Source organism: Betaproteobacteria bacterium (genome assembly GCA_016720855.1).
Classification (GTDB): Bacteria; Pseudomonadota; Gammaproteobacteria; order Burkholderiales; family Usitatibacteraceae; genus FEB-7.
Genome location: JADKJU010000002.1, coordinates 1,250,101 through 1,268,613 on the forward strand (window position 1 = coordinate 1,250,101; position 18,513 = coordinate 1,268,613).

Below are 18,513 nucleotides of genomic sequence, written 5' to 3' on the forward strand. Positions count from 1 at the left end.
ATCGCCATGGCCCGCATCCTCGTCTTTGCCGGCAGCGCCCGGCGCGATTCGCTCAACAAGAAGCTGGCGCGGGCGGCGGCTGCCTTCGCGCGGGAGGCGGGGGCCGAGGCGACGTTCGTCGATCTCGACGACTATCCGATCCCGATCTATCACGGCGACCTGGAGGCGGCATCGGGAATGCCGGAGAACGCCGTGAAGCTTCGCGAATTGTTCCTCGGCTGCGACGGGCTCATCATCGCGTCCCCGGAGAACAACTCGTCGATCACGGCGTTGCTCAAGAACACGATCGACTGGCTATCGCGCGACGTGGCGGACGGCAAGGGCGATTCCTCGGGCCTTGCGCCGTGGAAGGGAAAGGTGGCGGGCCTCATGGCCGCCTCGACGGGCGGCTTCGGCGGCGTCCGGGCGCTGCCGCACCTGCGCCAGGTCCTGTCCGCGCTGGGTGTCATCGTCCTGGGAGCGCAGGTTGCGGTTCCCAAGGCCCACGAGGTCTTCGCGGCCGATGGCGCGATCGCGGACGAGCGCGTGGCGCGGAACGTCCGCGCGCTCGCCGCGGCCGTCGCGGAAGCGACGAGCAAGCTGAACTGAAAAAGGGGACAGACCCCATTTCCGGAATTGGGGTCTGTCCCCTTTTCTGGTTTTGCCTATCAGCCGGATAGGCAATTCCGATTGGCGCCGCGCGCAAAATCGTCGGAAAATATCGCAGGCATCGCAATCAAGGAGATCATCGTGGCAAAGAACATGGCGACGGCGGGTTCCATCGACATCGGCATCGCCGAGAAGGACCGCGCGAAGATCGCGCAGGGACTCTCGCACCTGCTCGCGGACACCTACACGCTTTACCTCAAGACCCACAACTTCCACTGGAACGTGAAGGGCCCGATGTTCCAGACCCTGCACCTCATGTTCGAGGCGCAGTACAACGAGCTGGCCCTGGCCGTGGACCTCATCGCCGAGCGCATCCGCGCCCTGGGTTTCCCCGCGCCGGGCACCTACAAGGCCTATGCGAAGCTTGCCTCGATCCCCGAGACCGACGGCGTCCCCGAGGCTCGCGACATGATCCGGCTGCTCGTGGAAGGGCAGGAGGCGGTCGTGCGCACCGCGCGCAAGACCTTCCCGGTCGTGGACAAGGCCGCGGACGAAGCGAGCGCCGATCTGCTGACCCAACGCATGCAGGTCCATGAAAAAACGGCGTGGATGCTGCGCGCCCTCCTGGAGAAATAGATGGCCGTCGTCGAACTCACGAAGGAAAACTTCGAGCAGGTGGTGACCTCCAGCGCGACGGTCATCGTGGACTTCTGGGCGCCGTGGTGCGGCCCTTGCCGCGGCTTCGCGCCCGTGTTCGAGAAGGTCGCGCAAATGCATCCGGACGTGGTGTTCGCCAAGGTGAACACGGACGAGGAACAGGAAATCGGCGCGCACTTCCAGATCCGCTCCATCCCCACGCTCATGGTGTTTCGCGAGCAGGTCATCGTCTTCTCGCAGCCCGGCGCGCTGCCGCAGGGCGCCTTCGAGCAGGTGGTCGAGAAGTCGAAGTCCCTCGACATGGAGATGGTGCGCAAGGAGATGGCGGAGCAGGAAGCCGCGGCGAAGACCGCATCGTAGGGCCCGCCGCGGCCCGGGCCGGCGGCTTCGCCCCCCTTTGCCGGTGAACTGCCCCTAGGCGTCGGAAGCCTTGAGCTTCGCGACCCCCTTGGGCGCCTTCGTGCCGGACAGGAGCACCACCATGGGCGTTCCGTCCTCCTTCCACGAGCCGACGGCGTCACGGCAGATCTCGACGAACGTGGAGAACTGGTCGGGGTGGGCCGCGAGCAGGGCGTCGATGTGGTCGTAATAGATCACGTAGCCCGGCGCGTCCACCCATTCCATGTCGGTGAGGCACTCCTCGAGCGCATCCCAGTTGCCGCCGAAATAGTTGGGGAAGCGCAGCGCCGTGGCCACGTGGTTCAGGAGCTGCTCCTTGCGCGATATGTTCTTTCCCTCGATGTGGAAGAACGCGAACCTGGCGCGCTTGGCGGCAGCCTGCACTTCGTGGGGCGTGGCGTGCTGCGGCAGGAAGAAGATGCCGCCCGTCTCGTCCTCGAGCAGGTCGTTGAGCGCATCAAGCGGCATGGCCGGGCCTCATTCTCGAATCCGCCGGAAAGTGGCGTAGTGATCGTCCGTGTACCAGTATTCGCCGGGGAGGCCGGCGACGATGCGCCTGGCCCCGCGCGTACGCTCCCCCGGCGTCTTTACCGTGTATTCGCGATAGTAGCCGCGCTTCTGCTTCGGCAGGCGGGCCTCGCGGTTGCCGAAGACCACGCCATCCTTGGCGTACGAGTAAGGGCCGCCTTTCCTGATGACGGCGAGCGTCTCTCGTGCCTCCCTCGGAAGCTGGGCGACGCGGATTTCGGCGGCGGCGGGCGCGACGAACTGCGGGAGGGCAGCCGGCGCGAAGAAGGCAAGGATCGCGGTGACCGCGAGGAACGCCGCCGTGCGCGCTTTCATGCGGCAACCCGCGCGCACGCCGAGCCGGCCGGGCGCATCGCCTTCATCCGTTCTTCGGGCGGTCGGGGCAATCCGCCTTCAGGCAGTCGGCGTAGAGGTAGAGCGAGTGGTCGTTGATCGCGAAGCCCCGCTCCCGCGCGATCTTCGCCTGCCGCTTTTCGATCTCGGGATCGTAGAACTCCTCGACCTTGCCGCACTGCAGGCACACGAGGTGGTCGTGGTGCTTGCCTTCGTTCAGCTCGTAGACGGCCTTTCCGCCCTCGAAGTGGTGGCGCACCAGCAGCCCCGCCTGCTCGAACTGGGTGAGCACGCGATAGACGGTGGCGAGCCCGATGTCGGCGTGCTCCTCCAGCAGGCGCCGGAAGACGTCTTCGGCGGTGAGGTGGCGGGAGGAGCTCGTCTGGAAAAGGTCCAGGACGCGAAGCCGCGGCGCGGTGACCTTCAGGCCGGTGCTGCGAAGTTCCTTGGGGTCGCTCATGGGGGGCTGGGCTCGTGCATTGCTCCGGAATCATAACCGCGTTCACCCCCTTCCGGGATAGCGGGAGAATCGGTGCCCCCGCGCTATAATGGCCGGCATTTTCCGACCCTGGTTCCCATGCGCCTCGTTGCCGTCATTGCCCTCACCCTCGCTCTCGCCGGCTGCGGCCGGCTGATACATCGCATCGACATCCAGCAGGGCAACGTGGTTGCGCCCGAGACCTTCCTGAAGCTGAAGACCGGGATGACGAAGACCGAGGTGCGAAACCTGCTGGGCACGCCGCTGCTCACCGACATCTTTCATGGCAACCGGTGGGACTACTACTTCAGCTTCGAGTCGCGCGGCAAGCTGGTCGAGCAGAACAAGTTCGCGGTGTACTTCGAGAACGAGAAGATGGTCCGCGTCGAGGGCGGCCCGACCCCATCCGCTGCCCGCGTGGTGCCATCGGCGTCGCCCACTGCGCCGCCCGATGCGACGCCTTCCGCATCGCCTGCTGCGGAACCTTCCGCCGCGCCTTCCAAGTGAGCGCCATCCGCCTTGCCATCGCGGGCGCGAGCGGCCGGATGGGCCGCGCGCTCCTCGAGGCGGGAACCGCGGACGCCGGGACCACCATCGCTGCGGCGCTCGACCTTGCCGGTTCCTCACTGGTGGGCCGCGATGCCGGCGAGCTTTGCCCGGGCGCGAAGGGGGTGCTCGTCGGATCGGACGTGGCCGCGGCGATGGCGGCCTCCGACATCCTGATCGACTTCACGCGGCCGGCGGGCACGCTCGCCCATCTGGCTGCCTGCGTGGCGGCGCGAAAGCCGATCGTGATCGGCACGACCGGCCTCGAGGAGCCGCAAGTCGAGGTGATCCGCGAGGCCGCGCGCACGATCCCGGTGGTTTTCGCCCCCAACTTCGCCATCGGCATGCTCGTGATGACGAGGCTGGTCGAAATGGCCTCGAAATCCCTGGGAACCGGGTATGACGTGGAGGTCTTCGAACTGCACCACCAGCGCAAGGTGGACGCCCCTTCCGGGACGGCGCTCAAGCTGGGCGAGGTCGCGGCGGCTGCACGCGGCACCACGCTCGCGCAGGACGGTGTTTACGCCCGCCATGGCGTTACCGGAGAGAGGAAGGCGGGAACGATCGGATTTTCCGTGGCCCGCGGCGGTGACGCCATCGGGGATCACACGGTCTATTTTCTGGGCACTGGTGAGCGCCTGGAGATCACGCACCGATCGTCCAGTCGAGCGACCTATTCGCAGGGGGCCATTCGCGCGGCGAAGTGGCTTGCCGGGCGTGCTCCGGGGCTCTATGACATGGGCGACGTGCTGGGGCTCGGGGGCTGACGGTTGGGGTAAACCTTTGGAACACGGATGAACACGGATAAAGGCGGATGAACACGGATTAGGGCTGGAGGTTTTTCCGAAGTCGGATGAGCTTCCAGATTGCAGTCAGTTGCTTCGAAATTGGCGGCCGAGAACGAAATTCCAGCACCTATCCGTGTTCATCCGCCTTTATCCGTGTTCATCCGTGTTCCAAAGGTTTACCCCCGCATCAATCGCCCGCGCTTCCCTACACGAATAATCCCACCACCGCCGCGGTTAGGCAGGTGGCGATCGTCCCCGCCACGATCGACTTCATCCCCAGCGTCACGATCTCGCCGCGCCGCTCCGGCACCATTGCGCCCATGCCGCCGATGAGGATGCCCAGGCTGCCGAAGTTGGCGAAGCCGCACAGCGCATAGGTCATCAGCAGCCGCGAGCGCGGGCTCAGGGCCTGCGCGGGCAACTTCGCCAGGTCGAGGTAGGCCACGAATTCGTTGAGGATCGTCTTCGTTCCCAATAGCGCCCCGCCCGCCCGGGCCTCCTCCCACGGCAAGCCCGAGGCCCAGGCGAGCGGCGCGAAGAGCCAACCGAACATCCGCTGCAGCGTGAGCGGCGAGCCGTCCAGGCCGGGCAGCAGGGAAAGGGCCGCATTCGCCAGGTGCACGAGGGCAATGAGGACGATGAGCATGGCCACGATCTGGATGAGGAACTGCGCGCCTTCGGCCGTGCCGCGGGTGATGGCATCCATGGCGCTCGCGTCCTGGCGCGGGATCTCGACCGCATCCTCGCGCGACATGTCGCCGGGCACCATGAGCGCGGAGACCACGATCGCCGCGGGCGTGGCGACGAAGGAAGCGATGATGATATGGCCGATGGCATCGGGCACCACGGGGGACAGGATCGCGCCGTAGAGGGCCATCACCGTCCCGGCGATGGTTGCCATGCCGCACACCATCACCATGAAGAGCTCGGAGCGGGAGAGCTGCACGAGATAGGGCTTGATCACGAGCGGCGCCTCCACCATCCCCACGAACACGTTCACGGCCGCGGAGACGCCGACCGCGCCGCCCAGCCCCATCGACTTGTTGAGGACCCAGGCGAACGCCTTCACGATCACGGGAAGCACGCGCCAGTGGAAGAGGAGGGCGGAAAGCGCGCTCACGACGAGCAACAGAGGCAGCGCGCGGAACGCGAGGACGAAAGAGGCCGACGGGTTGGTGAGCGCGTAGGGCGCCGGCCCGCCCGCCAGGAAGCCGAACACGAAGGTGGTGCCGGCCTGGGTGGATCGCTCGAGGACCTCCAGGACGGTGTTGAGGGAGAAGACCGCGTCTCGCAGCCACGGCACCGCGAGGAGCAGCCCCGCCAGGGCTACGGTGAGCGCCATGCCGGAGGCGACGACCCTCCAGTGCACGCCCCGCCGGCTTTCCGACAGGGCCCAGGAAAGGGCGAGGAGGAAGGCGATGCCGGCTAATGCATGGAGGGCTTGCATGGTCGATGGAGGAGCCGGCAGGAAAAAATGGGTGCGGGAATTATCCTCCCGGCAACGCCTCCGAGTTGAAGGAAAGGCGCGAATTTGCTATGATTGCGAGTTAATGAAAGCGGGATGAGCCGGTACCAATCAAAAGCTCCTCCCGTTTTTTTGCGCCCGTTGTTTCCCCACGTTTTCCGGAGCCGTCCTTGCCGCAGAAGACCCCCGCCCTCCTGGTCCTGGCCGATGGGTCCGTCTTTCGCGGCGCCTCGATCGGCGTAGCGGGGCGCACGGTCGGAGAGGTGGTCTTCAATACCGCCATGACCGGCTACCAGGAGATCCTCACGGATCCCTCCTATGCCGGCCAGGTGATCACCCTGACCTGCCCCCACATCGGCAATACCGGGACGAACCCCGAGGATGCGGAGTCCCGTGGTGTCTTCGCTGCGGGACTCGTGATCCGCGACCTGCCGGTCGCCGCCTCCAGCTGGCGGATGACGGAAACGCTGCCCGCGTACCTCGAGCGCAACCGCGTCGTCGCCATTGCCGGCATCGACACCCGGCGCCTTACCCGCATCCTGCGCACGAAGGGCGCGCAGAACGGCTGCATCGTCACCGGGACGGCCGACGAGAAGGCCGCCCTCGAGGCGGCACGCGCCGCGCCCTCGATGACCGGGCTGGACCTTGCCAAGGTCGTGTCCTGCAGCGAGCGCTACGAGTGGAACGGCTCGCTCTGGTCGCTGGGTACGGGATACGGCCCGGGGGCTGCGCCCCGCTTTCATGTCGTCGCCTACGACTACGGCGTGAAGCACAACATCCTTCGCCACCTCGCCGAGCGCGGCTGCCGGGTCACGGTGCTGCCCGCACAGGTGCCGGCACGGGAAGCCCTGGCGCTCGAGCCGGACGGCGTGTTCCTCTCCAACGGTCCCGGCGACCCGCAGGCCTGCACGTACGCAATCGAGGCCATCCGCGAGATCGTGGCCTCCGGCACGCCCACCTTCGGCATCTGCCTGGGCCACCAGTTGCTCGGACTCGCATGCGGCGCGAAGACGGTGAAGATGAAGTTCGGCCACCACGGCGCCAACCACCCGGTGCAGGACCTGGACACGAAGCGCGTGTTCATCACGAGCCAGAACCACGGATTCGCGGTGGACGAGGCGACGCTTCCCGCGAGCGTGCGCACGACGCACAAGTCGCTCTTCGACGGATCGCTGCAGGGCATCGAATTCACCGACCGCCCGGTGTTCAGCTTCCAGGGCCACCCTGAAGCCTCTCCGGGACCGCGGGAGATGGCGTACCTCTTCGACAAGTTCATCGCTTCGATGGCGAAGGGCAAGGCGCAGGAACACGGATGAACACGGATATCCACGGATGAGAACGGATACTGCGAGGCGAGTCGATCTCTCCATGGCGATGGCCGCGAACGTCCCACGGTGGCGCAAGGACGTAAGCTGGGCAATCCCGGAATTCATCCGCGTTCATCCGTGGATATCCGTGTTCATCCGTGTTCCCGGGGTACTCGTGCATGCCTAAGCGCACCGACATCAAGAGCATCCTGATCATCGGCGCCGGCCCGATCGTGATCGGCCAGGCGTGCGAGTTCGACTACTCCGGCGCGCAGGCGTGCAAGGCGCTTCGCGACGAGGGCTACCGGGTGATCCTGGTGAACTCGAACCCGGCCACGATCATGACCGACCCGGAGATGGCCGACGTCACCTACATCGAGCCCATCAACTGGCGGATGGTCGCGAAGATCATCGAGAAGGAGCGTCCCGACGCCCTCCTGCCCACGATGGGCGGGCAGACGGCGCTCAACTGCGCGCTCGACCTCGCGAAGCACGGCGTGCTCGACAAGTTCGGCGTGGAGATGATCGGCGCCAAGAAGGAAGCCATCGACAAGGCCGAGGACCGCGAGAAATTCAAGATCGCGATGGCGAAGATCGGACTGGAAAGCGCGCACTCTGTGCTGGCCCACTCGCTGGAGGAAGCGCTGCAGGTCCAGGCGAGCGTGGGATTCCCCACGATCATCCGCCCCTCGTTCACGCTAGGCGGCACCGGTGGCGGCATCGCCTACAACATGGACGAGTTCGTCGCCATCTGCGAGCGCGGGCTGGAGGCCTCCCCGACCAAGGAACTCCTCATCGAGGAGAGCGTCATCGGCTGGAAGGAGTTCGAGATGGAGGTCATCCGCGACAAGGCGGACAACTGCATCATCATCTGCTCCATCGAGAACCTCGATCCCATGGGCGTGCACACGGGCGACTCCATCACCGTGGCCCCGGCGCAGACGCTGACGGACAAGGAATACCAGATCATGCGCGACGCCTCGATCCGGTGCCTGCGCGAGATCGGGGTGGAAACCGGCGGCTCCAACGTGCAGTTCGCCATCAATCCCGACGACGGCCGCATGGTCATCATCGAGATGAACCCGCGCGTGTCGCGCTCCTCGGCGCTCGCCTCGAAAGCGACGGGCTTCCCCATCGCCAAGATCGCGGCCAAGCTGTCCGTGGGCTACACGCTGGACGAGCTGGCCAACGAGATCACCGGAGGGGCCACCCCGGCTTCCTTCGAGCCCACGATCGACTACGTGGTGACGAAGGTGCCGCGCTTCGCCTTCGAGAAGTTCCCCCAGGCCGACGACCGCCTCACCACCCAGATGAAGAGCGTGGGCGAGGTGATGGCCATCGGCCGGAACTTCCAGGAATCCCTGCAGAAGGCCCTGCGCGGGCTGGAAGTGGGCGTGGACGGCTTCAACCTGAAGTCGGTGGACATGGAAAAGATCGAGGACGAGCTCGCCTACCCGCGCGCCGAGCGCCTCTGGTACGTGGCCGACGCCTTCGGCGTGGGCATGAGTCTCGAGGACGTGCACCGCTTCACGAAGATCGACCTGTGGTTCCTCGCCCAGATCAAGGACCTCGTCGATACCGAGCTTGCGATCGAGAAACGTCCGCTGGCCGATTTCCCGGCCGACGAGCTGCGCGACCTCAAGCGCAAGGGCTTCTCCGACCGGCGCCTGGCGCACCTCTGGAAGTCGAGCGAGCAGCAGGTGCGTGCGCGCCGCCATGCCCTGGGCATCCGCCCCGTGTACAAGCGCGTCGATACGTGCGCCGCGGAATTCGCCACGCAGACGGCCTACCTCTACTCGACCTACGAGGAGGAGGACGAGGCCGAGCCGACCGACCGCCGCAAGATCATGGTGCTGGGCGGGGGACCCAACCGGATCGGCCAGGGCATCGAGTTCGACTACTGCTGCGTCCACGCGGCCCTCGCCCTTCGCGAGGACGGCTACGAGACGATCATGGTCAACTGCAACCCGGAGACCGTCTCGACCGACTACGACACGTCCGATCGCCTGTATTTCGAGCCCCTTACGCTCGAGGATGTCCTCGAGATCGTGGACAGGGAGAAGCCCGAGGGCGTGATCGTGCAGTTCGGGGGGCAGACGCCGCTCAAGCTCGCGCGCGACCTGGAGGCGGCCGGCGTGCCCATCATCGGCACCACGCCCGACTCGATCGACAAGGCCGAGGACCGCGAGCGTTTCCAGAAGATGCTTCACGAGCTGAAGCTCCTGCAGCCGCCCAACCGCACCGCGCGCACGCCGGAGGCGGCGATCGAAGCGGCCAGGCAGATCGGCTACCCGGTCGTCGTCCGGCCTTCCTACGTGCTGGGTGGCCGTGCCATGGAGATCGTGCACGCCGAGTCCGACCTCGTCCGCTACATGAAGGAGGCGGTGAAGGTCTCCAACGATTCGCCCGTGCTGATCGACCGGTTCCTCAATGACGCGATCGAGGTGGACGTCGATGCGGTGAGCGACGGCGTCGACGTGGTCATCGGGGGCATCATGGAGCACATCGAGCAGGCGGGCGTGCACTCGGGAGACTCCGCCTGCTCGTTGCCGCCCTTCAGCCTTTCCGACGAACTCCAGGACGAACTGCGCCGCCAGACGGTGGCGATGGCCCGGGGGCTCAACGTGGTCGGCCTCATGAACGTGCAGTTCGCCATCCAGAACGACAAGGTCTTCGTCCTGGAGGTGAATCCGCGCGCCTCCCGCACGGTGCCCTTCGTGTCGAAGGCGATACGCACGCCGCTCGCCAAGGTGGCGGCACGCTGCATGGCCGGGCAGTCGCTCGCGTCCCAGGGCGTGACGAAGGAAGTCGTGCCGCCCTACTACTCGGTGAAGGAGGCGGTGTTCCCCTTCATCAAGTTCCCCGGCGTGGACACGATCCTGGGGCCGGAGATGAAATCGACCGGCGAGGTGATGGGCGTGGGCCACACCTTCGCGGAGGCGTTCGTGAAGAGCCAGCTCGGCGCAGGCGTGCGCCTGCCCAAGTCCGGCAAGGCGTTCCTCTCCGTGCGCGACGAGGACAAGCCCAGGCTGGTCGAGGTGGCCCGCACGCTGGCGGGCCTGGGCTTCACGCTGGTGGCCACCCGCGGCACCGCCGCGGCGCTGGAAGCCGCCGGCCTCACGGTGCAGCGGGTGAACAAGGTGATGGAAGGGCGTCCCAACGTGGTGGACATGGTCCGCAACAAGGAGATCAGCCTCATCATCAACACCGTGGAGGAGGACCGCCGCTCGGTGCGCGATTCGTGGTCGATCCGCAATTCCGCGCTGCAGGGCCGCGTCACCTACTACACGACGGTGTCCGGGGCGCGCGCGGCGTGCCTGGGCATGCAGCACCTCGAGGAACTGCGGCCATACGACCTGCAGGGCCTTCACGCAACAATCCACCACTGAGGGGTATCCCGGCCATGGGCAAGTTTCCGATCACCCGATTCGGCGTGGAGCTCCTCAAGACGGAGCTGCACCGCCTGAAGTCCATCGACCGCCCGACGGTCATCACCGCCATCGCGGAGGCGAGGGCGCATGGCGACCTCTCCGAGAACGCGGAATACGACGCGGCGCGCGAAAAGCAGGGATTCATCGAGGGCCGCATCCTGGAGCTCGAGGCGAAACTCGCCAACGCCCAGGTGATCGACCCCGCCCTCCTCGAGGACGACGGCCGCGTGGTGTTCGGCACGACCGTGGAGCTCAAGGAAACGGCCGCCACGCAGAGCGTGAACTACCAGATCGTCGGGGAAGACGAGGCCGACCTGAAGCTGAACAAGATCTCCTACTCCTCGCCGATCGCGAAGGCCCTTATCGGGAAGTACGCGGGCGACGTCGCAGAGGTCCGGACGCCGGGGGGCGTAAAGGAGTTCGAGATCGTGGACGTTCGATACGAATGAGCTCTTCGGCCGTGCGGTGCTTCTTCGCCTGACGGCGCTTCGGGACGGCCTTCTTCTTCGGGACGGGTTTCGGCGCGGCCCTGGCGGCAGGCTTCGGGGCCTTGTCCGGGTTCTCGCGCCAGAGCACGAGGATCTTGCCGATGAGCTGCACGGGCTGGGCGTCGAGGCGCTCGCACAACTGCCCCATCCAGGCCACGCGCGCCTCCCGGTCGTTGGTGGAGGCCTTCACCTTGATGAGTTCGTGCGCCTTCAGCGCGCGTTCCACTTCGGCGACGACGGTTTCCGTGAGGCCCTTGTCGCCGATCATGACGACGGGGACCAGGCCATGGGACTTGGCGCGCAATTCGCTGCGGCGAGCGGGGGTGAGGGCGGGCATGCGGCAATTATGACGCGATTTGCGGGCGGAGGATTCCGATGAAGCGCTCGGCATCGAGCAAGCAGTGGCTGCGCCGCCACGTGAACGATCCCTACGTCCAGCGCTCGAAGCGCGAGGGCTACCGGGCGCGCTCGGCCTACAAGCTCATCGAGATCGACGACCGCGACCGGATCCTCGCCCCCGGCGCCGTGGTCGTGGACCTGGGCGCGGCCCCCGGTGGCTGGACGCAGGTGGCGATGGAGCGTGCCGGGCCCAAGGGCCGCGTCGTCGCGATCGACCTCCTGGACATGGAAGCGGTTCCCGGGGCGGTCTTCATCCGGGGAGACTTCTCGAAGGCGAGCGGGCTGGCCGAGGTCGAGGCTGCGCTCGCCGGGGTGAAGGCCGACGCGGTGCTCTCCGACATGTCGCCCAACATCTCCGGAATCGCCATGTCGGACCAGGCCCGGTCCATGGCGCTGGCGGAGATCGCCCGCGATTTCGCGCTCTCCTGCCTGAAACCCGAGGGCGCCTTCCTGGTCAAAGTCTTCCAGGGCGCGGGGTATGACGAATTCTTCCGGTCGCTCAAGGCCGGCTTCCGGAAGGTGGTGGTCAGGAAGCCGGACGCCTCCCGGGGGGAAAGTGCCGAGCTGTACGTGCTCGCCCGGGGCTTGAAAGGGTGAAAAGGGATCTGGTTGCTTTGCGCACATTTTAAGCAAACATTGCCTAAAATATGCGCAAAGTACCCCGACCCCTTTACCGGGCCCCTTTTCAGGCCCCCTTGAAACGGGGCCGGGCGCCCGAACTTTGCTATAGTAGTCCTCCCCCATCCCGCTGATTCGCTGGGGACTTTTCCCCCGAGGAACCGTTCGTGAACAACACCGTTCGCACCATCATGGTCTGGCTGGTCATCGGCATCGTGCTGACCATGGTCTTCATGCAGGTCGGCAACCGCCAGGCGAGCGCCAATGTGCTCGACTACTCGGCCTTCATGGAAGAGTCCCGGCAGGGCCGCATCGCCAAGGTGAAGATGGACGGCAACCGCACGCTCAAGGCCACCGCCAAGGACGGCAAGAACTACACGGTGTACACGCCGGGGATCATGGACCCGTGGATGGTCTCGGACCTCCTCAAGAACGGCGTCACCGTCGAGGCGAAGGCGGAAGAGGAACCCTCCCTCCTCATGAACATCTTCGTGTCCTGGTTCCCGATGCTGCTGCTGATCGGGGTCTGGATCTTCTTCATGCGCCAGATGCAGGGCGGCGGGCGCGGCGGTGCTTTCTCCTTCGGCAAGTCGCGGGCCCGGATGCTGGACGAGAACCAGAACCAGGTCACGTTCGCTGACGTGGCGGGCGTCGATGAAGCCAAGGAAGAAGTTGCCGAGCTGGTCGAGTTCCTGCGCGACCCCTCCAAGTTCCAGAAGCTGGGCGGACGCATTCCCCGCGGCGTGCTGATGGTCGGCGCGCCCGGCACGGGCAAGACGCTGCTCGCGCGCGCCATCGCGGGCGAGGCGAAGGTGCCCTTCTTCTCCATCTCCGGCTCCGACTTCGTCGAGATGTTCGTGGGCGTGGGCGCGGCCCGCGTGCGCGACATGTTCGAGCAGGCCAAGAAGAATGCCCCCTGCATCGTGTTCATCGACGAGATCGACGCGGTCGGCCGCCAGCGCGGCGCGGGCCTGGGCGGCGGCAACGACGAGCGCGAGCAGACGCTGAACCAGCTCCTCGTGGAGATGGACGGCTTCGAGGGCAACTCCGGCGTCATCGTGATCGCCGCGACCAACCGCCCGGACGTGCTGGATCCCGCGCTCATGCGCCCGGGCCGCTTCGACCGCCAGGTGACCGTGCCGCTGCCCGACATCCGCGGCCGCGAGCAGATCCTCCTCGTGCACATGAGGAAGGTCCCGATCGCGCCGGACGTGGATGCTTCCGTCATCGCGCGCGGCTGCCCCGGTTTTTCCGGCGCTGACCTCGCCAACCTCGTGAACGAGGCGGCGCTCTTCGCTGCGCGCGGGGCCAAGCGCCTGGTGGACATGGAGGACTTCGAGCGCGCCAAGGACAAGATCATCATGGGCACCGAGAGAAAGTCCATGGTGATGCCCGAGGAGGAGCGCAAGAACACCGCGTACCACGAGTCGGGGCATGCGATCGTCGCCAGGCTCCTGCCGGGCACGGACCCGGTGCACAAGGTCACGATCATCCCGCGCGGCCGGGCGCTCGGCGTCACCGTGCAGCTCCCGGAGCAGGATCGCTACAGCTACAACCGCGACTTCCTCCTCAACAACATCGCGGTGCTTTTCGGCGGGCGCATTGCCGAGGAGCTGTTCATGAACCAGATGACCACCGGTGCCTCGAACGACTTCAAGCGCGCCACCGAAATGGCGCGCCGCATGGTCACCGAGTGGGGCATGTCCGATGCGCTCGGGCCCATGACCTACAGCGAGAACGAGGGCGAGGTTTTCCTCGGCCGCTCCGTGACGACGCACCAGGCGATCTCCAACGAGACCATGCAGAAGGTCGACAAGGAGATCCGCCGCATCATCGACGAGCAGTACAACCTGGCCAGGAAGCTCCTCGAGGACAACCGCGAGAAGGTCGAGGTCATGGCCAAGACGCTCCTCGAGTGGGAGACCATCGACGCCGATCAGATCAACGACATCATGGAGGGCAGGCCTCCGCGCCCGCCCAAGCCCGTGGCGCCCAAGGCGAGCCCGCCCCCGGGCGACGGCGGTGCCAGGAGCGTCGAACCCCCGACGAACCCTTCGCCGGCGGAAAGCGCCTGACCCCCGACGAACGGGGCCAGGTCGCGTGTAACAATGGGGTCAGGTTCGCGAACCTGACCCCATTTTCTTGATGGTTCCCACACTTCGCTGCGGCTCGTTTGCACTCACCCTCGACCGTCCGAGGGTGATGGGCATCCTCAACGTCACCGCGAACTCCTTTTCGGACGGCGGGCGCTTCCTGGTCGAGGCGCGCGCCATCGAGCACGGCCTCGGCCTTGCATCCCAAGGCGCCGACCTCGTGGACGTGGGCGGCGAATCGACCCGTCCGGGAGCCGAGCCCGTCCCGCTGGACGTGGAGCTCGCCCGTGTGATGCCGGTCCTCCGGGCGCTGGTTCGCGAGGGTGTCGCAGTATCGGTGGACACGATGAAGACCCAGGTGATGCGCGAAGCCATCGACGCGGGCTGCGCCATGGTGAACGACGTGAACGCGTTCCGGGCGGAGGGCGCGATTGCCGCGGTCGCGGCCTCCGGCGTGGGCCTTTGCGCGATGCACATGCCGGGAACGCCCGCGACGATGCAGGCCGATCCGCACTACGACGACGTGGTGGCCGAGGTCCGCGCCTATCTCCTCGGAAGGGCGCAGGCGCTCGAGGCGGCAGGCGTGTCGCGCGATCGCATTGCCCTCGATCCCGGCTTCGGCTTCGGCAAGACTTTTCCGCACAACCTGGCGCTTCTTGCGGGACTGCCGGCACTCGCCGCCGCCGGCTATCCGGTCGTGGCCGGGCTCTCGCGCAAGCGGATGATCGGCGAGATCACCGGCCGCCCCGTCGAGGATCGTGTCGCCGGAAGCGTTGCCGCGGCCCTGCGCGCGGTTCAGAATGGCGCCCGGATCGTGCGCGTGCACGACGTCAAGGAAACGGTGGATGCGCTCAAGGTGCAGCGAGCCCTCTCCACCGAACCCCCTGCCTCACGTAGAGGGGTCGGCAACGAGGGCTCTGCGCCCGGCAGAGCGGAGCAAGATTCTCCCTCTCCCTCCGGGAGCGGACCGAGGTGAAGGGATACTGAATTCCATGACCAGAAAATTCTTCGGCACCGACGGCATTCGCGGTCGCGTGGGCGAGGCGCCCATCACGCCCGATTTCGTGCTTCGCCTGGGCTACGCCGCGGGCCAGGTGCTCTCGCGCGCCGACGTGGCGCCCCCGCACCGCGACCGTCCGGCCGTCCTCATCGGCAAGGACACGCGCATCTCCGGCTACATGCTCGAGGCGGCGCTCGAGTCGGGGCTTTCGGCGGCGGGCGTGGACACGCTGCTCGTCGGTCCCATGCCCACGCCGGGCGTGGCGTTCCTCACGCGCGCGCTCAGGCTCTCGGCGGGCATCATGGTCTCGGCCTCGCACAACCCGTTCGAGGACAACGGCATCAAGTTCTTCTCCGCCGAGGGCGCGAAGCTCCCCGATTCGGTGGAGCGCGAGATCGAGGCGGCGCTGGACCAGCCGCTCGTCGCGCGGGACTCCATTCACCTCGGCAAAGCCGAACGCGTACACGACGCGGAAGGGCGATACATCGAGTTCTGCAAGGGCACCTTCGCCAAGCACCGCACGCTGAGGGGGCTGAAGCTCGTGCTCGACTGTGCGCACGGCGCGTGCTATCGCCTGGGCCCGCGCGTCTTCCAGGAGCTGGGCGCGGAGGTGGTCGCGATCGGCGCCCACCCCAACGGCATGAACATCAACGCCGGTTATGGCGCCACGCACCCCTCCACGCTGGCGAAGGCGGTGGTGGAGCACGACGCGGATTTCGGCATCGCCTTCGATGGTGACGGCGACCGCCTGGCCATGGCCGACCACGACGGACGGCTCTTCGACGGCGACCAGCTGCTCTATGCGATCGCGAAGCACCGCCGTGAGATCGGGCGTCTGGTCGGCGGCGTGGCGGGCACGCTGATGACCAATTTCGCCCTCGAGCGGCGCCTGGGTGAAATGGGCATTGCCTTCGCGCGCGCCAGGGTGGGTGACCGCTACGTGCTCGAGATGCTCAACGAGAAGGGCTGGGAATGTGGCGGCGAGAATTCCGGGCACATCCTCTGCCTCGATTGCCATTCGACGGGAGATGCGATCATCTCGGCGCTTCAGGTGCTGGAGGCTCTCGTCGCGGCGGGCCAGACGCTCGGCGATTTCACGCGCGAGCTGACGCTGTTGCCGCAGGTGCTGGTGAACGTGCGCGTGCGGGCCGACGTGGACGCGATGGGTGACGAGCGCGTTCGCGAGGCGGTGAAGACAGCGGAAGCCGCCCTGGCCGGCCGCGGGCGCGTGCTGCTCAGGCCCTCGGGCACGGAGCCCGTGCTGCGGGTGATGGTCGAGGGCGAGGACGGATCGCACGTGCGTGCGCTCGCGGACGCGATCGCGGCTACCGTGAAAGTCGCGGGCGCCGTCCCCATCGCGAACTGAGGCATTCCCGCGCGCCGCCTGCCCGCGGCGGTCGGCGCGGCCGCCCCGTCAGCCGCAGCACTTGGTCGATTGCCCGCCGCCGCAGCAGGCGCCGGCAGTCGCCGGGACACCGGCGAACCACTGCTCGATCTTCTCCCGCGTGGGCACGCCTCCGGCATGCACGACCTTGCCGTCGATCACCACGCCGGGCGTGGACATGACGCCATAGGCCACGATGTCCTTGAGGTCCTCCACCTTTTCCAGGTTCAGCGGCACGCCCTTCGCCCTGGCGACCTGCTCGATCGCGGCGACCGTGTTCCGGCAGTTGGCGCATCCCGTTCCGAGGACTTTCACTTCCATGTTCCGCTCCTTTTTTGGGGGCAGTCAGAGGACTGCGTTGAAGACGTAACCCACGATGAGGATGCCGGTCGCGACCACCCCGGCGAACGTGGCGACGAGCCGCATCTTGAGCACCTTCCTCAGGATCACCATTTCGGGAAGCGAGAGCGCGATCACGCTCATCATGAAGGCGAGCACTGTGCCCAGTGCCGCGCCCTTGGCGAGGAGCGCCTGGACGATGGGGATGATCCCGGCCGCGTTGGCGTACATGGGTACCCCGACCAGCACGGCCAGCGGCACGGACCACCACGCCTCGCGCCCCATGAAGCTCGCCATGAAGTCTTCCGGCACGTAGCCATGGATGCCCGCGCCGATCGCGATCCCCGCGACCACGTAGGGCCAGACCTTTCCGACGATCTCCCGCACGCTTCGCAGGCCCGCCTCGATGCGTTCGGCGAGCGCGACCCCGTCTTCCGGGCTGCCCGCCTGGACGCGGGGCATGTCGCGAACCCAGTCTTCGAGGTGCGCCTCCATCCCGAGCCGCCCGATCGTCCTGCCGGCGACGATGGCCACCGCGAGCCCGAGCCCGAGATAGAGCATCGCCACCTTCCAGCCGAACATCGCGAAGAGGAGCGTGAGCGCCACCTCGTTCACCATCGGCGCCGAGATGAGGAAGGAGAACGTCACGCCCAGCGGAACGCCCGCCTGCACGAAGCCGATGAAGAGGGGCACCGCCGAGCAGGAGCAGAAGGGCGTGACGATCCCCAGGCTCGCGGCCATCACGTTGGCCACCCCTTCGCGGCGGCCGGCAAGCAGGGCGCGCGTGCGCTCGGGCGTGAAATAGGAATTCACCATTCCCGTGACGAACACGATGCCCGTCAGGAGCAGCAGCACCTTGGGCGTGTCGTAGGCGAAGAAGTGCAGGGCATCGCCGAGGCGGGTCCCGCGGTCCACCGGCAGCATCGCGACGGTCGCGTCCGCCAAGGGCAGGAGGGCTCCATAAAGGGCAATCCAGGCGAGGGCCGCGACGAGGAGGAATGCGCGGGGACTGCGGCGGGGCAACTCGAGCGAAAGGCTGGCCATGACAAGAAGACGAACGAGCCGCCAGAAGGATGCAGCCCGGCCGGGACTCTCCTCAGGCGGGTCCCCGCGGGACGTGGCAACAGACCTTGCCCGATTCGTCGAACGACACCTGGCACTTCGCCGTCATGATCTCGCGCAAACGCGAACGGGCCCGCAGCAGGCGCGACTTGGCAGCCGGAAGGCCGAGACCATGGGCATCGGCGAAATCCTTCTGCTTCATGCCCTCCAGGTCGCACTTGCGGAGAATTTCCGCGTCTTCAGCCGGAATTTCGGTCAGTACCCGACGGAGGCACTCGGACAATCGATCCACCGGCGCCGGTTCCTCCTCGGGTGCCTGCGGAAGGTCGTCGGGCAGCGGGACCAGCGGCTTCGCGAGCCGGGCATGGTCCACGAGGGCGTTGCGGGCGACGCGGAACAGCCAGGCGCGCGGATCCTCGATGTCGCAGAACCCCAGCCCCTGGCGCACGGCCTTCAGGAATACTTCCTGGAGCAGGTCTTCGGCAAGCGGCGCATCGGCCAGCCTATGCACGAGAAAACGGCGCAGTTCCGATTCGTGGTTTCGCCAGGCGGCGAGGATGCAGGACAGCGTGGTTCCGGCGGATTGCATGGCCAAGTCGATCGAATGCGC

At 66.8% G+C, this 18,513-nt stretch carries 21 protein-coding genes; 13 read left to right on the forward strand and 8 right to left on the reverse strand.

The window, feature by feature from the left end; genetic code table 11:
• The first annotated feature begins 6 nt into the window (after nt 1-6).
• The 3 genes from IPP91_13345 (at nt 7) to trxA (ending at nt 1,605) form a co-directional block, all read left to right on the forward strand.
• A complete protein-coding gene (locus IPP91_13345) occupies nt 7-588 on the forward strand; it encodes an NAD(P)H-dependent oxidoreductase (protein ID MBL0143053.1) in 582 nt (193 codons plus the stop codon).
• A gap of 141 nt (nt 589-729) precedes the next feature.
• Nucleotides 730-1,224 (forward strand): DNA starvation/stationary phase protection protein, encoded by a 495-nt coding sequence (locus IPP91_13350; protein MBL0143054.1) that lies wholly within the window; start codon nt 730-732, stop codon nt 1,222-1,224.
• A complete protein-coding gene (gene trxA, locus IPP91_13355) occupies nt 1,225-1,605 on the forward strand; it encodes a thioredoxin (protein MBL0143055.1) in 381 nt (126 codons plus the stop codon). It begins immediately after the preceding gene.
• A gap of 54 nt (nt 1,606-1,659) precedes the next feature.
• On the opposite strand, the gene IPP91_13360 is transcribed toward trxA, so the two are convergent.
• Genes IPP91_13360 through fur form a run of 3 tightly spaced genes read right to left on the reverse strand, consistent with a single transcriptional unit; the run spans nt 1,660 to nt 2,965 of the window.
• Nucleotides 1,660-2,112, reverse strand: a complete 453-nt coding sequence (locus tag IPP91_13360) for a barstar family protein (protein ID MBL0143056.1) — start codon at nt 2,110-2,112, stop codon at nt 1,660-1,662.
• A 9-nt stretch (nt 2,113-2,121) separates the two neighbouring features.
• Complete coding sequence (locus IPP91_13365) at nt 2,122-2,487, reverse strand: ribonuclease (GenBank protein ID MBL0143057.1); 366 nt, start codon at nt 2,485-2,487, stop codon at nt 2,122-2,124.
• 43 nt (nt 2,488-2,530) lie between these two features.
• Entirely contained in the window at nt 2,531-2,965 is a 435-nt protein-coding gene (gene fur, locus IPP91_13370; protein MBL0143058.1) for a ferric iron uptake transcriptional regulator, read from the reverse strand.
• 117 nt (nt 2,966-3,082) lie between these two features.
• Here fur and IPP91_13375 point away from each other — a divergent pair, with 117 nt between their 5' ends.
• The gene (locus IPP91_13375; protein ID MBL0143059.1) at nt 3,083-3,490 is read left to right on the forward strand and encodes an outer membrane protein assembly factor BamE; all 408 of its coding nucleotides are present in this window, start codon (nt 3,083-3,085) and stop codon (nt 3,488-3,490) included.
• A complete protein-coding gene (gene dapB, locus IPP91_13380) occupies nt 3,487-4,296 on the forward strand; it encodes a 4-hydroxy-tetrahydrodipicolinate reductase (GenBank protein ID MBL0143060.1) in 810 nt (269 codons plus the stop codon). Before IPP91_13375 ends, dapB begins: the two co-directional genes overlap by 4 nt.
• Nucleotides 4,297-4,522: 226 nt before the next feature.
• Here dapB and IPP91_13385 read toward each other — a convergent pair whose 3' ends face one another.
• Nucleotides 4,523-5,764, reverse strand: a complete 1,242-nt coding sequence (locus IPP91_13385; GenBank protein ID MBL0143061.1) for a nucleoside:proton symporter — start codon at nt 5,762-5,764, stop codon at nt 4,523-4,525.
• Between the two features lie 188 nt (nt 5,765-5,952).
• On the opposite strand from IPP91_13385, the gene carA reads away from it, so the two are divergent.
• From carA to greA, 4 genes are read left to right on the forward strand one after another with little or no spacing between them, the layout of a single operon-like run.
• A complete protein-coding gene (gene carA, locus IPP91_13390; GenBank protein ID MBL0143062.1) occupies nt 5,953-7,098 on the forward strand; it encodes a glutamine-hydrolyzing carbamoyl-phosphate synthase small subunit in 1,146 nt (381 codons plus the stop codon).
• 16 nt (nt 7,099-7,114) lie between these two features.
• A complete protein-coding gene (locus IPP91_13395) occupies nt 7,115-7,276 on the forward strand; it encodes a hypothetical protein (protein MBL0143063.1) in 162 nt (53 codons plus the stop codon).
• Entirely contained in the window at nt 7,269-10,478 is a 3,210-nt protein-coding gene (carB, locus tag IPP91_13400) for a carbamoyl-phosphate synthase large subunit (protein ID MBL0143064.1), read from the forward strand. Before IPP91_13395 ends, carB begins: the two co-directional genes overlap by 8 nt.
• A 14-nt stretch (nt 10,479-10,492) precedes the next feature.
• Complete coding sequence (gene greA / locus IPP91_13405) at nt 10,493-10,969, forward strand: transcription elongation factor GreA (protein ID MBL0143065.1); 477 nt, start codon at nt 10,493-10,495, stop codon at nt 10,967-10,969.
• Here greA and yhbY read toward each other — a convergent pair.
• Nucleotides 10,881-11,345 carry a ribosome assembly RNA-binding protein YhbY gene (gene yhbY / locus IPP91_13410; protein ID MBL0143066.1) on the reverse strand — a complete coding sequence of 155 codons (465 nt, stop codon included), beginning with the start codon at nt 11,343-11,345 and terminating at the stop codon, nt 10,881-10,883. The two genes, greA and yhbY, sit on opposite strands and share 89 nt — an antisense overlap.
• 38 nt (nt 11,346-11,383) lie before the next feature.
• Between yhbY and IPP91_13415 the strand changes: the two genes are divergently transcribed.
• The 4 genes from IPP91_13415 to glmM all read left to right on the forward strand — a co-directional run bounded on the left by IPP91_13415 (nt 11,384) and on the right by glmM (nt 16,484).
• Nucleotides 11,384-12,004, forward strand: coding sequence for an RlmE family RNA methyltransferase (locus IPP91_13415; GenBank protein ID MBL0143067.1), 621 nt, complete (start codon nt 11,384-11,386; stop codon nt 12,002-12,004).
• A 188-nt stretch (nt 12,005-12,192) separates the two neighbouring features.
• Complete coding sequence (gene ftsH / locus IPP91_13420; protein MBL0143068.1) at nt 12,193-14,100, forward strand: ATP-dependent zinc metalloprotease FtsH; 1,908 nt, start codon at nt 12,193-12,195, stop codon at nt 14,098-14,100.
• Between the two features lie 70 nt (nt 14,101-14,170).
• The gene (gene folP, locus IPP91_13425) at nt 14,171-15,094 is read left to right on the forward strand and encodes a dihydropteroate synthase (GenBank protein ID MBL0143069.1); all 924 of its coding nucleotides are present in this window, start codon (nt 14,171-14,173) and stop codon (nt 15,092-15,094) included.
• 16 nt (nt 15,095-15,110) lie between these two features.
• Nucleotides 15,111-16,484, forward strand: coding sequence for a phosphoglucosamine mutase (gene glmM, locus IPP91_13430; protein ID MBL0143070.1), 1,374 nt, complete (start codon nt 15,111-15,113; stop codon nt 16,482-16,484).
• A 48-nt stretch (nt 16,485-16,532) separates the two neighbouring features.
• Here glmM and IPP91_13435 read toward each other — a convergent pair whose 3' ends face one another.
• From IPP91_13435 to IPP91_13445, 3 genes are read right to left on the reverse strand one after another with little or no spacing between them, the layout of a single operon-like run.
• On the reverse strand, nt 16,533-16,823 hold the full coding sequence (locus IPP91_13435; GenBank protein MBL0143071.1) for a thioredoxin family protein: 291 nt from the start codon (nt 16,821-16,823) through the stop codon (nt 16,533-16,535).
• Nucleotides 16,824-16,847: 24 nt separating this feature from the next.
• Nucleotides 16,848-17,885 (reverse strand): permease, encoded by a 1,038-nt coding sequence (locus tag IPP91_13440; GenBank protein ID MBL0143072.1) that lies wholly within the window; start codon nt 17,883-17,885, stop codon nt 16,848-16,850.
• Between the two features lie 52 nt (nt 17,886-17,937).
• Nucleotides 17,938-18,492, reverse strand: a complete 555-nt coding sequence (locus IPP91_13445; protein MBL0143073.1) for a sigma-70 family RNA polymerase sigma factor — start codon at nt 18,490-18,492, stop codon at nt 17,938-17,940.
• Between the last annotated feature and the right edge of the window lie 21 nt (nt 18,493-18,513).

Bases quoted from the DNA above. Each gene is read 5' to 3' on its own strand.
- IPP91_13360 (MBL0143056.1), bottom strand. From the start codon at position 2,112: ATGCCGCTTGATGCGCTCAACGACCTGCTCGAGGACGAGACGGGCGGC.
- IPP91_13345 (MBL0143053.1), top strand. From the start codon at position 7: ATGGCCCGCATCCTCGTCTTTGCCGGCAGCGCCCGGCGCGATTCGCTC.
- IPP91_13415 (MBL0143067.1), top strand. From the start codon at position 11,384: ATGAAGCGCTCGGCATCGAGCAAGCAGTGGCTGCGCCGCCACGTGAAC.
- IPP91_13385 (MBL0143061.1), bottom strand. From the start codon at position 5,764: ATGCAAGCCCTCCATGCATTAGCCGGCATCGCCTTCCTCCTCGCCCTT.
- IPP91_13365 (MBL0143057.1), bottom strand. From the start codon at position 2,487: ATGAAAGCGCGCACGGCGGCGTTCCTCGCGGTCACCGCGATCCTTGCC.
- IPP91_13435 (MBL0143071.1), bottom strand. From the start codon at position 16,823: ATGGAAGTGAAAGTCCTCGGAACGGGATGCGCCAACTGCCGGAACACG.
- trxA (MBL0143055.1), top strand. From the start codon at position 1,225: ATGGCCGTCGTCGAACTCACGAAGGAAAACTTCGAGCAGGTGGTGACC.
- greA (MBL0143065.1), top strand. From the start codon at position 10,493: ATGGGCAAGTTTCCGATCACCCGATTCGGCGTGGAGCTCCTCAAGACG.
- IPP91_13395 (MBL0143063.1), top strand. From the start codon at position 7,115: ATGAGAACGGATACTGCGAGGCGAGTCGATCTCTCCATGGCGATGGCC.
- carB (MBL0143064.1), top strand. From the start codon at position 7,269: ATGCCTAAGCGCACCGACATCAAGAGCATCCTGATCATCGGCGCCGGC.
- IPP91_13440 (MBL0143072.1), bottom strand. From the start codon at position 17,885: ATGGCCAGCCTTTCGCTCGAGTTGCCCCGCCGCAGTCCCCGCGCATTC.
- IPP91_13375 (MBL0143059.1), top strand. From the start codon at position 3,083: ATGCGCCTCGTTGCCGTCATTGCCCTCACCCTCGCTCTCGCCGGCTGC.
- glmM (MBL0143070.1), top strand. From the start codon at position 15,111: ATGACCAGAAAATTCTTCGGCACCGACGGCATTCGCGGTCGCGTGGGC.
- folP (MBL0143069.1), top strand. From the start codon at position 14,171: ATGGTTCCCACACTTCGCTGCGGCTCGTTTGCACTCACCCTCGACCGT.
- IPP91_13445 (MBL0143073.1), bottom strand. From the start codon at position 18,492: ATGCAATCCGCCGGAACCACGCTGTCCTGCATCCTCGCCGCCTGGCGA.
- yhbY (MBL0143066.1), bottom strand. From the start codon at position 11,345: ATGCCCGCCCTCACCCCCGCTCGCCGCAGCGAATTGCGCGCCAAGTCC.
- fur (MBL0143058.1), bottom strand. From the start codon at position 2,965: ATGAGCGACCCCAAGGAACTTCGCAGCACCGGCCTGAAGGTCACCGCG.